General features: G+C 66.2%; 10 protein-coding genes. 6 read left to right on the top strand and 4 right to left on the bottom strand.

Features of this window, described 5'->3' with window-relative positions:
* Nucleotides 1-32: 32 nt before the first annotated feature.
* Nucleotides 33-557, bottom strand: coding sequence for an Lrp/AsnC family transcriptional regulator (locus LXM88_RS06435; protein ID WP_262539697.1), 525 nt, complete (start codon nucleotides 555-557; stop codon nucleotides 33-35).
* A gap of 212 nt (nucleotides 558-769) precedes the next feature.
* Between LXM88_RS06435 and hppD the strand changes: the two genes are divergently transcribed.
* The gene (gene hppD / locus LXM88_RS06430; RefSeq protein WP_262539696.1) at nucleotides 770-1,867 is read left to right on the top strand and encodes a 4-hydroxyphenylpyruvate dioxygenase; all 1,098 of its coding nucleotides are present in this window, start codon (nucleotides 770-772) and stop codon (nucleotides 1,865-1,867) included.
* A gap of 131 nt (nucleotides 1,868-1,998) precedes the next feature.
* Here hppD and LXM88_RS06425 read toward each other — a convergent pair whose 3' ends face one another.
* Nucleotides 1,999-2,193 carry a hypothetical protein gene (locus tag LXM88_RS06425; RefSeq protein ID WP_262539695.1) on the bottom strand — a complete coding sequence of 65 codons (195 nt, stop codon included), beginning with the start codon at nucleotides 2,191-2,193 and terminating at the stop codon, nucleotides 1,999-2,001.
* Between the two features lie 317 nt (nucleotides 2,194-2,510).
* Here LXM88_RS06425 and LXM88_RS06420 point away from each other — a divergent pair, with 317 nt between their 5' ends.
* Nucleotides 2,511-6,101, top strand: a complete 3,591-nt coding sequence (locus LXM88_RS06420) for an indolepyruvate ferredoxin oxidoreductase family protein (RefSeq protein ID WP_262539693.1) — start codon at nucleotides 2,511-2,513, stop codon at nucleotides 6,099-6,101.
* A gap of 138 nt (nucleotides 6,102-6,239) precedes the next feature.
* On the opposite strand, the gene LXM88_RS06415 is transcribed toward LXM88_RS06420, so the two are convergent.
* A complete protein-coding gene (locus tag LXM88_RS06415) occupies nucleotides 6,240-8,510 on the bottom strand; it encodes an NADP-dependent malic enzyme (RefSeq protein ID WP_262539692.1) in 2,271 nt (756 codons plus the stop codon).
* A 460-nt stretch (nucleotides 8,511-8,970) separates the two neighbouring features.
* Here LXM88_RS06415 and LXM88_RS06410 point away from each other — a divergent pair, with 460 nt between their 5' ends.
* Together LXM88_RS06410 and LXM88_RS06405 are read left to right on the top strand one after the other, a co-directional pair.
* Nucleotides 8,971-9,657, top strand: a complete 687-nt coding sequence (locus tag LXM88_RS06410) for an orotate phosphoribosyltransferase (protein ID WP_034183954.1) — start codon at nucleotides 8,971-8,973, stop codon at nucleotides 9,655-9,657.
* Between the two features lie 243 nt (nucleotides 9,658-9,900).
* Nucleotides 9,901-10,494 (top strand): YbhB/YbcL family Raf kinase inhibitor-like protein, encoded by a 594-nt coding sequence (locus LXM88_RS06405; RefSeq protein ID WP_262539689.1) that lies wholly within the window; start codon nucleotides 9,901-9,903, stop codon nucleotides 10,492-10,494.
* 5 nt (nucleotides 10,495-10,499) lie between these two features.
* Here LXM88_RS06405 and LXM88_RS06400 read toward each other — a convergent pair whose 3' ends face one another.
* Entirely contained in the window at nucleotides 10,500-10,739 is a 240-nt protein-coding gene (locus tag LXM88_RS06400) for a hypothetical protein (RefSeq protein WP_262539688.1), read from the bottom strand.
* On the opposite strand from LXM88_RS06400, the gene LXM88_RS06395 reads away from it, so the two are divergent.
* Nucleotides 10,723-11,295 carry a flavodoxin family protein gene (locus tag LXM88_RS06395; RefSeq protein WP_262539686.1) on the top strand — a complete coding sequence of 191 codons (573 nt, stop codon included), beginning with the start codon at nucleotides 10,723-10,725 and terminating at the stop codon, nucleotides 11,293-11,295. The two genes, LXM88_RS06400 and LXM88_RS06395, sit on opposite strands and share 17 nt — an antisense overlap.
* Nucleotides 11,296-11,450: 155 nt before the next feature.
* Nucleotides 11,451-12,401 carry an N-acetyl-gamma-glutamyl-phosphate reductase gene (gene argC, locus LXM88_RS06390; RefSeq protein ID WP_262539685.1) on the top strand — a complete coding sequence of 317 codons (951 nt, stop codon included), beginning with the start codon at nucleotides 11,451-11,453 and terminating at the stop codon, nucleotides 12,399-12,401.
* Nucleotides 12,402-12,748 lie beyond the last annotated feature (347 nt).

Here is a 12,748-nt window from a genome sequence, read left to right as displayed (position 1 = left end):
CCCCTTTTCCCCTTCCCCGCCATCGCGGCGCGCTAGCGTACCGAACGAATCGGCAACGCCGTCGTCTCCTTGAAGCATTCGAGCGAAAAGCTCGTCTTCACGTCGATGACCGACGGGTGATGCAGCAAATGCTCCTGCACGAAGCGGGAGAAATGCGCCATGTCCTCGACCTGCACGCGCAGCAGGTAATCCATGTCTCCCGTCATCGCGTGGCACGCGACCACTTCCGGCCACGTCTGCACGGCCGCGCGAAACAGCTCCGCATGGGTCGCGCCCGCGCGCGCCGACGTCTCGTCGGCCCGGACCGGCGCCAGGCCGCCGCGCTTCTCGAGCCGCACGCTCACGTAAGCGAGCAGGTCGAGCCCGAGCTTCTGCGGATCCAGCAGCGCGACATAGCCGGTGATCACGCCGATCTCCTCGAGCCGCCGGATCCGCCGCAGGCACGGGCTCGGCGACAGATTCACGCGCTCGGCGATCTCCTGGTTCGACAGGCGCCCGTTCTCCTGAAGAATCGCGAGAATCCGCCGGTCGATGGCATCCAATTCGGCTTTCGCCATCTTCTGCCCTCCATTGATTATTTAGAGACTGGAAATTGCGCCATCGTAGGCACGGACGATTAAATTCGCAAGTTTCCGCTCGCGGCTGCCCGCTACACTCTGTCGCACGTACCGATTCGCGGCGCACGCCGATACGTGTGCAGCGTTCGACATCGAACAGGCCGGGCACGCGCACGCCGCGCCGGCCGATCGCCCCGCACAGGAGACAAGACATGCAGATCCCCAACTGGGACAACCCCGTCGGCACCGACGGCTTCGAATTCATCGAATACACGGCACCGGACCCGAAAGCGCTCGGACAACTGTTCGAACGGATGGGTTTCACCGCGATCGCGCGCCACCGCCACAAGGACGTGACGGTCTACCGCCAGGGCGACATCAACTTCATCATCAACGCCGAACCCGATTCGTTCGCACAACGCTTCGCGCGCCTGCACGGCCCGTCGATCTGCGCGATCGCGTTCCGCGTGCAGGACGCCGCGAAGGCGTACAAGCACGCGCTCGAACTCGGTGCATGGGGCTTCGACAACAAGACGGGCCCGATGGAGCTGAACATCCCGGCGATCAAGGGCATCGGCGATTCGCTGATCTACTTCGTCGACCGCTGGCGCGGCAAGAACGGCGCGCAGCCGGGCTCGATCGGCGACATCAGCATCTATGACGTCGACTTCGAGCCGATCGCCGGCGCGAACCCGAACCCGGTCGGTCACGGCCTCACCTACATCGACCACCTGACGCACAACGTGCATCGCGGCCGCATGCAGGAATGGGCCGAGTTCTACGAACGCCTGTTCAACTTCCGCGAAGTGCGCTACTTCGACATCGAAGGCAAGGTGACGGGCGTGAAGTCGAAGGCAATGACGTCGCCGTGCGGCAAGATCCGCATCCCGATCAACGAGGAAGGCTCGGACACGGCCGGCCAGATCCAGGAATACCTCGACGCGTACCACGGCGAAGGCATCCAGCACATCGCGCTCGGCACGAACGACATCTACGGCGCGGTCGACGGGCTGCGCGGCAAGGAAGTGAAGCTGCTCGACACGATCGACACGTATTACGAGCTGGTCGACCGCCGCGTGCCGGACCACGGCGAATCGCTGGACGAACTGAAGAAGCGCAAGATCCTGATCGACGGCGCGCGCGACGACCTGCTGCTGCAGATCTTCACCGAGAACCAGATCGGGCCGATCTTCTTCGAGATCATCCAGCGCAAGGGCAACCAGGGCTTCGGCGAGGGCAACTTCAAGGCGCTGTTCGAATCGATCGAGCTCGACCAGATCCGCCGCGGCGTCGTGCAGGACAAGGCCTGACGCGTCCGGCGCGCGGCGGCCCGGGCAACCGGGCCGGCCGCACGTTCCGGCGGCACAAAGAAAAAGGGCGGGAATCCCGGGATTCCCGCCCTTTTTGCATTCCGGCGCGGCCTGCAGGCCGCGCGACCGGATCAACGCGCGTTCGCCTTCGACTCGACGACGCGCTCGGCCGCCGGCTGCGCGACGGCGTCCTGGGCCGGCACGATCTGGCGCATCTGCGCGCCGGCTGCCGCCCGTGCGCTCGCGCCTTGCGCGCGCACCGGGCCGGTCATCGCGAAAAACGCGGCGGACACGATCAGGAAACTCTGGATATGACGTGTGTTCATTGCACCTCCTGTAAAACTGCCGGCGCCTCCCCGATTGCGTCGAAACGAACCGACGCGGCCGGGCACCTCCGGCAGGCCGACAAGATTAACGGCATTTGCCCGCAGATGGCGCCGGCTTTACATGCATTTACATGATGTAACGCATCATCACGCCCTTTTTCTTGCTGCGCCGCCGCATTCCGGCCGACGGGCGGCGGGTTTGCCCCAGTGCTACCATCGCTTAAAACCGGCCAATATGCCGGCCACTGCCGACGCGTTCACAAGACGCCGGAGCAGTCGAGTTTTGGTGATCCCAAACTGGGTGGAGGAGACTGTTAATGAATGCCCCGCTAGACGCAGGCCAACGCGCGTCGCTAGAAGCCGCGCTGAAGTCCGTCACGCTTGATGACAAATACACACTGGAACGCGGTCGCGCGTACATGAGCGGCATCCAGGCCCTCGTGCGCCTGCCGATGCTCCAGCAGGAACGCGACCGCGCCGCCGGTCTCAATACGGCCGGCTTCATCTCCGGCTATCGCGGCTCGCCGCTCGGCGGCCTCGATCTGTCGCTCTGGAAGGCCAAGCAGTACCTGGCGGCCCACCAGATCGTGTTCCAGCCCGGCATCAACGAAGATCTGGCCGCCACCGCCGTGTGGGGCTCGCAGCAGGTGAACCTGTACCCCGGCGCGAAGCACGACGGCGTGTTCGGCATGTGGTACGGCAAGGGCCCGGGCGTCGACCGCACCGGCGACGTCTTCAAGCACGCGAACTCGGCCGGCTCGTCGCAGCACGGCGGCGTGCTGGTACTCGCCGGCGACGACCACGCGGCGAAATCGTCGACGCTCGCGCACCAGTCCGAACACATCTTCAAGGCCTGCGGGCTGCCCGTACTGTTCCCGTCCAACGTGCAGGAATATCTCGATTTCGGCCTGCACGGCTGGGCGATGAGCCGTTATTCGGGCCTGTGGGTCGCGCTCAAGTGCGTGACGGACGTCGTCGAATCGTCGGCGTCGGTCGACATCGACCCGCATCGCACCGAGATCGTGCTGCCGACCGACTTCATCATGCCGGACGGCGGCCTGAACATCCGCTGGCCCGACCCGCCGCTCGTGCAGGAAGCGCGGCTGCTCGACTACAAGTGGTATGCAGCGCTCGCGTATGTGCGCGCGAACAAGCTCGACCGGATCGAGATCGACTCGCCGAGCGCGCGCTTCGGGATCATGACCGGCGGCAAGGCGTACCTCGACGTGCGCCAGGCGCTGACCGACCTCGGCCTCGACGACGACACCTGCGCGCGGATCGGCATCCGGCTCTACAAGGTCGGCTGCGTGTGGCCGCTCGAAGCGCAGGGCGCGCAGGCCTTCGCGCGCGGCCTCGACGAGATTCTCGTCGTCGAGGAAAAGCGCCAGATCCTCGAATACGCGATCAAGGAAGAGCTGTACAACTGGCCCGACGCGCAACGGCCTCGCGTGTTCGGCAAGTTCGACGAGAAGGACGGCGCCGGCGGCGAATGGTCGGTGCCGATGGGCAACTGGCTGCTGCCCGCGCATTACGAACTGTCGCCCGCGATCATCGCGAAGGCGATCGCGACGCGCCTCGAGAAGTTCGAGCTGCCGTCCGACGTGCGCGCGCGCATCGCCGCGCGGCTCGCGGTGATCAACGCGAAGGAAATGGCGCTCGCGAAGCCGCACGTGCAGACCGAGCGCAAGCCGTGGTTCTGCTCGGGCTGCCCGCACAACACGTCGACCAACGTGCCGGAAGGCTCGCGCGCGATCGCCGGCATCGGCTGCCACTACATGACCGTGTGGATGGACCGCAGCACGAGCACCTTCAGCCAGATGGGCGGCGAAGGCGTGCCGTGGATCGGCCAGGCGCCGTTCACGGACGAGAAGCACGTGTTCGCGAACCTCGGCGACGGCACCTATTTCCACTCGGGCCTGCTGGCGGTGCGCGCGGCGATCTCGTCGAAAGCGAACATCACCTACAAGATCCTCTACAACGACGCGGTCGCGATGACGGGCGGCCAGCCGGTCGACGGCGTGCTGACGGTGCCGCAGATCACGCACCAGCTCGCATCCGAAGGCGCGAAGAAGATCGTGATCGTCACCGACGAGCCGGAGAAGTACGACGGCCAGAAGGCGCTGCTCGCGCCGGGCGTGACGATCCATCACCGCGACCAGCTCGACGACGTGCAGCGCGAGCTGCGCGAGATCGCCGGCACGACGATCCTGATCTACGACCAGACCTGCGCGACCGAGAAGCGCCGCCGCCGCAAGCGCGGCACCTATCCGGACCCGGCCAAGCGCGTCGTGATCAACGACGCGGTATGCGAAGGCTGCGGCGACTGCTCGGTGCAGTCGAACTGCCTGTCGGTCGAGCCGCTGGAAACCGAGTTCGGCACGAAGCGCCAGATCAACCAGTCGAGCTGCAACAAGGACTTCTCGTGCGTGAAGGGCTTCTGCCCGAGCTTCGTCACGGTCGAGGGCGGCCAGTTGAAGAAGCCGAAGGCGGTTTCGGTCGACGGCGCCGCACTGCCGCCGATCCCGGAACCGACGCTGCCGGACATCGACCGGGCCTACGGCGTGCTCGTCACGGGCGTCGGCGGCACGGGCGTCGTCACGATCGGCGCGCTGCTCGGGATGGCCGCGCACCTCGAGAACAAGGGCGTGACCGTGCTCGACGTCACCGGCCTCGCGCAGAAAGGCGGCGCCGTGATGAGCCACGTGCAGATCTCGCACGCGCCGACCGACATCCACGCGACACGGATCGCGATGGGCGAAGCCGACCTCGTGATCGGCTGCGACGCGATCGTCACGTCCGGCGACGAGTGCACGTCGCGGATGCGGCACGACACGACGCGCGTGGTCGTCAACAGCGCGCAGACGCCGACCGCCGAGTTCATCAAGAACCCGAATTGGGCGTTCCCCGGCGTGTCCGCGGAGAACGACATCCGCGCGGCGGCCGGCGAAGCCGTCGATTTCATCGACGCGAACCGCTTCGCGGTTGCGCTGCTCGGCGACGCGATCTACACGAACCCGTTCGTGCTCGGCTACGCGTGGCAGAAAGGCTGGCTGCCGCTCACGCTCGCGTCGCTCGAACGCGCGATCGAGCTGAACGCCGTGTCGGTCGAAAAGAACCGCGCGGCCTTCGACTGGGGCCGTCGCGCCGCGTACGACCTTGCCAGCGTGAAGCAGGCCGCGGCCGGCGATGCACGCCCCGCGCAAGGCGCCACGGTGATCGCGCTGCACACGAAGAAAGCGGTCGACGCGCTGATCGCGAAACGCGTGGAATTCCTCACCGCGTACCAGAACGCCGCGTACGCATCCCGCTATGCGACGTTCGTCGACAAGGTGCGCGCGGCCGAGCGCGCGCTGGCGGACGGCGACACGGTGCAGGAGCAACTGACCGAAGCGGTCGCGCGCAACCTGTTCAAGCTGATGGCGTACAAGGACGAATACGAGGTCGCGCGGCTGCAGTCCGATCCCGCGTTCCTCGCGCGGCTGTCCGCGCAGTTCGAAGGCGACTGGAAGCTGAAGTTCCACCTCGCGCCGCCGCTGTTCGCGAAGACGGACGCGCACGGCCATCTCGTGAAGAAGGCGTACGGCCCGTGGATGATGTCGGCGTTCCGGTGGCTCGCGAAGGCGAAGTTCCTGCGCGGCACGGGGCTCGACCCGTTCGGCCGCACCGAGGAGCGCCGCACCGAGCGTGCGCTGATCGGCGAGTACGAAGCGCTGATCGGCGAAGTGCTCGGCAAACTGAACGCGGCCAACCGCCCGCTCGCGCTCGAGCTCGCGGCGCTGCCGGACGGCATTCGCGGCTACGGCCACGTGAAGGAGAACAACCTGCGCGCGGTACGCCTGAAGTGGGACACGCTGCTCGCGAAGTGGCGTTCGCCGACGGGTGGCCAGTCGCACCAGCAGGTCGCGTAACGGCGCGCGGCGGGCGTTCGCGGTTCGGACGCCCGCCCGCGCCGGCAGCGGTTCACGATAAAAAAACGCCACGGAACGCAGGTTCCGTGGCGTTTTTCATTGCGCCGCGCGTGAAGCGCGGCACACGCGGGCGCGAACTTACTTCGTGTTCACGTTCGCGGCGGCAACGGCCGTCATGTTGATGATCCGGCGCACGGTCGCGGCCGGCGTCAGGATGTGGACCGGCTGCGCCGCGCCGAGCAGGAACGGGCCGACCGTCACGCCTTCGCCGCCGACCATCTTCAGCAGGTTGTACGCGATGTTCGCGGCTTCGACGTTCGGCATGATCAGCAGGTTCGCTTCGCCCGACAGCGTCGTGCCCGGGAATGCCTGCTTGCGGATCACTTCCGACAGCGCCGCGTCGCCGTGCATTTCGCCGTCGACTTCCAGGTTCGGCGCACGTTCGGCGATCAGCTTGCGAGCCTCGGCCATCCGGCGCGACGACGACGACGGCGCGCTGCCGAAGTTCGAGTTCGACAGCAGCGCGGCCTTCGGCGCGATGCCGAAGCGCTCGATCTCGGCCGCGGCCTGGATCGTCATGTCGGCGAGCTGTTCGGCGCTCGGCAGTTCGTTCACGTACGTGTCGCACAGGAACAGGTTGCGGCCCGGCAGCATCAGCAGGTTCATCGCCGCGAAGTGCTCGGCGCCCTTCGCGCGGCCCAGCACCTGCTCGATGAACTTCAGGTGGCTGTGGAACGTGTCGATCATCCCGCAGATCATCCCGTCCGCGTCGCCCAGGTGCACGAGCATCGCGCCGATCAGCGTGTTGAACTTGCGCATCGCGGCCTTTGCGACTTCCGGCGTCACGCCGTCGCGCGCAGCGATGTCGTGGTACGCCTGCCAGTAGCGGTGGTAACGCGTGTCGTCTTCCGGATTGACGATTTCGAAGTCGACACCGGCCTTCAGCTTCGAACCGATCTTCTGCAGGCGCATCTCGACGACCGACGGGCGGCCGACGATGATCGGCTGCGCGATCTTTTCCTGCAGCACGAACTGCGCGGCGCGCAGCACGCGCTCGTCCTCGCCCTCGGCGAACACGATGCGGGCCTGCTTCTTCTTCGCGGTCGCGAACACCGGGCGCATCACCATGCCGGTACGGTAGACGGTGGCGCCGAGCTGCTCGCGGTATGCGTCCATGTCCTGGATCGGGCGCGTCGCGACGCCCGAATCCATCGCGGCCTGCGCGACGGCCGGCGCGATCTTGATGATCAGGCGCGGGTCGAACGGCTTCGGGATCAGGTAGTCGGGCCCGAATTCGAGCGAGTGGCCTTCATACGCCTTCGCGACTTCCTCGCTCTGGTCGGTTTCCTGGGCCAGCTCGGCGATCGCGCGCACGCACGCGAGCTTCATTTCTTCCGTGATCGTCGTCGCGCCGACGTCGAGCGCGCCGCGGAAGATGAACGGGAAGCACAGCACGTTGTTGACCTGGTTCGGGTAGTCCGAACGGCCGGTCGCGACGATCGCGTCCGGGCGCACGGCCTTCGCGTCTTCCGGGCGGATTTCCGGTTCCGGGTTCGCGAGCGCCAGGATCAGCGGCCGGTCGCCCATCGTCTTGACCATGTCCTGCTTCAGCACGCCCGCGCTCGAGCAGCCGAGGAACACGTCCGCGCCGACGATCGCGTCGGCGAGCGTGCGTGCGTCGGTGGTCGCCGCATAGCGCTGCTTCGACGGATCGAGATTGCCGCGCCCTTCGTAGATCACGCCCTTCGAATCGGCGACGAGGATGTTCGACTTCGTCAGGCCGAGGTTCACCAGCAGGTCCAGACACGCGATGGCCGCGGCGCCGGCGCCCGAGCACACGAGCTTCACTTCGGACAGCTTCTTGCCGACGACCTTCAGGCCGTTCAGGATCGCGGCCGACGCGATGATCGCGGTGCCGTGCTGGTCATCGTGGAAGACGGGGATCTTCATGCGCTCGCGCAGCTTCTGCTCGATGTAGAAGCATTCCGGCGCCTTGATGTCCTCGAGGTTGATGCCGCCGAGCGTCGGCTCGAGCATCGCGATCGCCTCGACGAGTTTGTCGGGGTCGGACTCCGACAGTTCGATGTCGAACACGTCGATGCCCGCGAATTTCTTGAAGAGGCAGCCCTTGCCTTCCATCACCGGCTTCGCGGCGAGCGGGCCGATGTTGCCGAGCCCGAGCACGGCCGTGCCGTTCGTGATGACGCCGACGAGGTTGCCGCGCGACGTGTACTTCTGCGCGTCGAGCGGATCGGCGTGGATCGCCTCGCACGCCGCGGCGACGCCCGGCGAATACGCGAGCGACAGATCGAGCTGGTTCGACAGCGGTTTCGTCGGAGTGACCGAAATCTTGCCGGGTTTCGGGTTCAGGTGATAAGCGAGAGCGGCCTGCTTCAGTTGTTCGTCCATGATTGACCTGCGAGAGACATGCGAAATTTTGACGGTTCAGTACACAGCACCTTCGGCCGCGTCTGCTTGAATCGAGGGGGTGGTCGACTGAGAGACGGCACGCGGCGCGCCGGGTCGGCGCGCCATCGAACCTTGGCGGGTGGCAAGAGGAAAGTACAAAGTACTGAACGATTTCTAAGGGTCGCCTAGTGTACACCCCGCGCATGACGCGCGTTGGTGCAGCGCCGCATCCCCGGCATCGGTACGCGAGCGGTCCGCCCCTGTTTGTTTCGCCGGTGGTGAGCCGCACCGCGAACCTGCGCGAATTCCGCCGAAAACCGGCCTGAATCGGGTAAAATAGCGGGCTACGCGCGCAGCGATGCGATTGGCCCTCCGATCGCGCCCCGGCCCCCTGGGCAGGTTCCCCTTGCTGCGCCATCGGGCCCGCGCCCGCTCCTCGCTCAACACCCAAGGAATGCCCATGACAGGCTACGATCGTCAGTCGATCTCGGATACGACCGCCAAAATCCTGCTCGAAGTGCAGGCGGTGCACTTCAACGCCGAAAAACCGTTCATCTTCACGTCCGGCTGGGCAAGCCCCGTCTATATCGACTGCCGCAAGCTGATCTCGTATCCGCGCGTGCGCCGTGCGCTGATGGAAATGGCAGAAACGACGATCACGCGCGACATCGGCTTCGAGCAGATCGACGCGGTGGCGGGCGGCGAGACGGCCGGCATCCCGTTCGCGGCGTGGATCGCGGACCGGATGATGGTGCCGATGCAGTACGTGCGCAAGAAGCCGAAGGGTTTCGGCCGCAACGCGCAGATCGAGGGCCATCTGGAAGAAGGCTCGCGCGTGCTGCTGGTGGAAGACCTGACGACCGACAGCCGCAGCAAGATCAACTTCGTCAACGCGCTGCGCACCGCGGGCGCGACGGTGAACCACTGCTTCGTGCTGTTCCACTACGACATCTTCAAGGAAAGCGTGTCGGTCCTGAAGGACATCGACGTCGACCTGCACGCACTGGCGACGTGGTGGGACGTGCTGCGCGTCGCGAAGGCATCGGGCTACTTCGAGACGAAGACGCTCGACGAAGTCGAGAAATTCCTGCACGCGCCGGCCGAGTGGTCGGCCGCGCACGGCGGCGCGACGGGCGCCCAGGAGTAAACGCCACGCCGGCCCGCATGCCGGCGCCGTGGCTGAAAAAGCCGCCTGCTTCGTTGCAGGCGGCTTTTTTTTTCGTTCGTCGATTCACGCGATGACCGATCGCAATCGCGCGCGTCGGCATGCATCGCTCATCGAACCCTAATGCTAGACTTGATCCATCGCCGCCATCAGCGACGCGGGCAACGCACAACGCCAACAACGCCGGGAGCATCGACCCGGCCCACGTGACGGGAGAAGCGCCATATGCGTGTGGATCGCCGGATCACTCCGCCTGCGCCATCGGGTCGCCCGTCTCCGTTCCTCGCTCTCCTCCTTTGTACCGCCGTCTTCGCGGCGCTGCCCGCGCATGCGGAAGGCCCGTTCACCGTGTCGAGCGACGACCTGACGCCCGGCGGGCGCGTCCGTGCCGCGAACGTGTTCGATCGCGGCGACTGCAAGGGTGCGAACCGCTCGCCGCAGCTCACCTGGCACAACCCTCCGCCCGGCACGCGTGGCTACGCGGTCACGATCTTCGATCCCGACGCGCCCGGGCACGGCTGGTGGCACTGGGCCGTGGCGGTCATCCCGGCCACGGTCACGAGCCTGCCCGCCGACGCGAGTGCATCCGGCTTCCTGCGACGCATCGGCGCGAGCGAGGCGCGCAACGATTTCGGGATCGACGGTTACGGCGGCCCGTGCCCGCCGCCCGGCAAGCCGCACCGCTACGTGATCACCGTCTACGCGCTGAAGGGCAGCGACCTGCGCGTCGCGCAAGGCCGCCCCGCGCCGATGTTCGAGCACGAGATCGGCACGCTCGCGATCGGCACCGCGCAACTCACGGTCAACTACGGGCAGTGACGGCACTAACGACCGTTGCGGGCGTCACGCGCCGCCGCGCCGCGATTGCCGGCCGCCGCAAATTTCAGTGCGCCGCACGCGCGCGTTTTCCCGTCATTTCGGCTTGCTAGACTCGTCGTCACCGGTCGCGGCACCGCACGCCGCGCATCGGTCGCGCCGCCCATCGGCGACGCGCGACGCGGCAGGCCGCTGCGGCCGCCGTTCCCGTCCCTTTCCGGAGAACGCTTCATGTCGAACATCGTCATCGTCTATCACAGCGGCTACGGTCACACGCAGAAACTGGCCGAGGCCGTTCACGCGGGCGCGCAGGACGCCGGCGCGACCGTACGCCTGATCGCAGTCGGCGACCTCGACGACGCGGGCTGGGCCGCCCTCGACGCGGCCGACGCGATCGTCTTCGGCGCGCCGACCTACATGGGCGGCCCGTCGGCGCAGTTCAAGCAGTTTGCCGACGCGACGTCGAAAGCGTGGTTCACGCAGAAATGGAAGGACAAGATCGCCGCGGGCTTCACGAACTCCGCGACGATGAACGGCGACAAGTTCTCGACGATTCAATATTTCGTCACGCTGTCGATGCAGCATGGGATGGTGTGGGTCGGCACGAGCCTGATGCCGGCCAACTCGAAGGCGGCCACGCGCAACGACATCAACTACCTCGGGGGCTCCACGGGCCTGCTCGCGCAGTCGCCGGCGGATTCGACGCCCGACGAAGGCCCGCTGCCGGGCGACCTCGAGACCGGCAAGGCATTCGGCCGGCGCGTCGCCGAAGCGACGGCACGCTGGGTTGCCGGCAACCGCTGAGCCCGCCCCGGGCGCCCGCGCCGGCGGGCGTCAAAGGGTCACAAGACGGCCCGGCGGCCGTCTTTTTTTCGCCCCGCGCGGTGCAGGTCCGCCGGATGACGTCTTAAAATGGCGGTTTCCGGGCGCGGGCCCCCGTTTCATTCAGTGAGAGCGAAATGAGCACCAAAGTTTTTGTCGACGGCCAGGAAGGCACGACCGGCCTCAAGATCTTCGAATACCTGTCGGCACGCAGCGATATTGAAATCCTGCGTATCGATGAAGCGAAGCGCAAGGACGTCGACGAGCGCCGCCGCCTGATCAACGCGTCGGACGTCACGTTCCTGTGCCTGCCGGATGTCGCATCGCGCGAATCGGCGTCGCTCGTCGAGAATCCGAACACGACGCTGATCGACGCGAGCACCGCGTTCCGCACGAGCGCCGACTGGGCCTACGGCCTGCCCGAACTGACCCGCGCGCAGCGCGAAAAGATTCGCACGTCGAAGCGCATCGCGGTGCCGGGCTGCCACGCATCGGCCTTCGTGCTCGCGATGCGCCCGCTCGTCGATGCGGGCATCGTCGCGCCGACGTTCGCCGCGCACAGCTACTCGATCACCGGCTACAGCGGCGGCGGCAAGTCGATGATCGCCGACTACGAGAACGCGGCGCCGGGCGGCAAGCTCGCAAGCCCGCGCCCGTACGCGCTCGGCCTCACGCACAAGCACCTGCCGGAAATGGCCGCACACACGGGCCTCGCGAACCCGCCGATCTTCACGCCGATCGTCGGCCCGTTCCTGAAGGGGCTCGCGGTGACGACCTACTTCACGCCCGAACAGCTCGCGAAGCGCGCGACGCCGCAGGACGTGCAGCGCGTATTCGCCGAGTACTACGCGGACGAAGCGTTCGTGCGCGTCGCGCCGTTCAACGCGGACGCGAACCTCGACAGCGGCTTCTTCGACGTGCAGGCGAACAACGACACGAACCGCGTCGACCTGTTCGTGTTCGGCAACGAAGAGCGCTTCGTCACGGTCGCGCGCCTCGACAACCTCGGCAAGGGCGCGTCGGGCGCCGCGATCCAGTGCATGAACCTCGCCATCGGCGCAGCCGAGGATGCGGGCCTCGCGCGCTGATCATCCTCTCCTGCGATGCAAAGCCGGCCGCTGGCCGGCTTTTTATTTACCCATATCAAGCAATAAATAAAATCCTGTTCGCGTATTTACAAATATTTACAAGCTTTCAATTGCGCGAATACCGGCGAATTAATTCCCCCCTTCTTTCTCCAGTCAATCCCGAATAGGGATAAACCGGATACCGTCGCTTTAAACGCTGCCGTTATACGCGCGAAGGCCCTTCGACAGCCTGCCGGGCGTGGCGCATCCCCCACTCCGGCAGCTTTCGGCAGCCCCTCGCTCGTTTTAATTCTTACTGAATTCCCTGCTGGACAAGGATTCAAAACACGACACCCGTTTCAATCGCC

This window comes from Burkholderia sp. S-53 (assembly GCF_025560745.1).
GTDB classification, from domain to species: Bacteria; Pseudomonadota; Gammaproteobacteria; order Burkholderiales; family Burkholderiaceae; genus Burkholderia; species Burkholderia pyrrocinia.
This window is presented reverse-complemented; position numbering and strand designations above follow the sequence as displayed.

Excerpts from the sequence above, each read along its gene's own strand:
- LXM88_RS06435 (WP_262539697.1), bottom strand. The coding sequence starts at position 557 with ATGGCGAAAGCCGAATTGGATGCCATCGACCGGCGGATTCTCGCGATT.
- argC (WP_262539685.1), top strand. The coding sequence starts at position 11,451 with ATGAGCACCAAAGTTTTTGTCGACGGCCAGGAAGGCACGACCGGCCTC.
- LXM88_RS06400 (WP_262539688.1), bottom strand. The coding sequence starts at position 10,739 with ATGACGATGTTCGACATGAAGCGTTCTCCGGAAAGGGACGGGAACGGC.
- LXM88_RS06395 (WP_262539686.1), top strand. The coding sequence starts at position 10,723 with ATGTCGAACATCGTCATCGTCTATCACAGCGGCTACGGTCACACGCAG.
- LXM88_RS06420 (WP_262539693.1), top strand. The coding sequence starts at position 2,511 with ATGAATGCCCCGCTAGACGCAGGCCAACGCGCGTCGCTAGAAGCCGCG.
- LXM88_RS06405 (WP_262539689.1), top strand. The coding sequence starts at position 9,901 with ATGCGTGTGGATCGCCGGATCACTCCGCCTGCGCCATCGGGTCGCCCG.
- hppD (WP_262539696.1), top strand. The coding sequence starts at position 770 with ATGCAGATCCCCAACTGGGACAACCCCGTCGGCACCGACGGCTTCGAA.
- LXM88_RS06410 (WP_034183954.1), top strand. The coding sequence starts at position 8,971 with ATGACAGGCTACGATCGTCAGTCGATCTCGGATACGACCGCCAAAATC.
- LXM88_RS06425 (WP_262539695.1), bottom strand. The coding sequence starts at position 2,193 with ATGAACACACGTCATATCCAGAGTTTCCTGATCGTGTCCGCCGCGTTT.
- LXM88_RS06415 (WP_262539692.1), bottom strand. The coding sequence starts at position 8,510 with ATGGACGAACAACTGAAGCAGGCCGCTCTCGCTTATCACCTGAACCCG.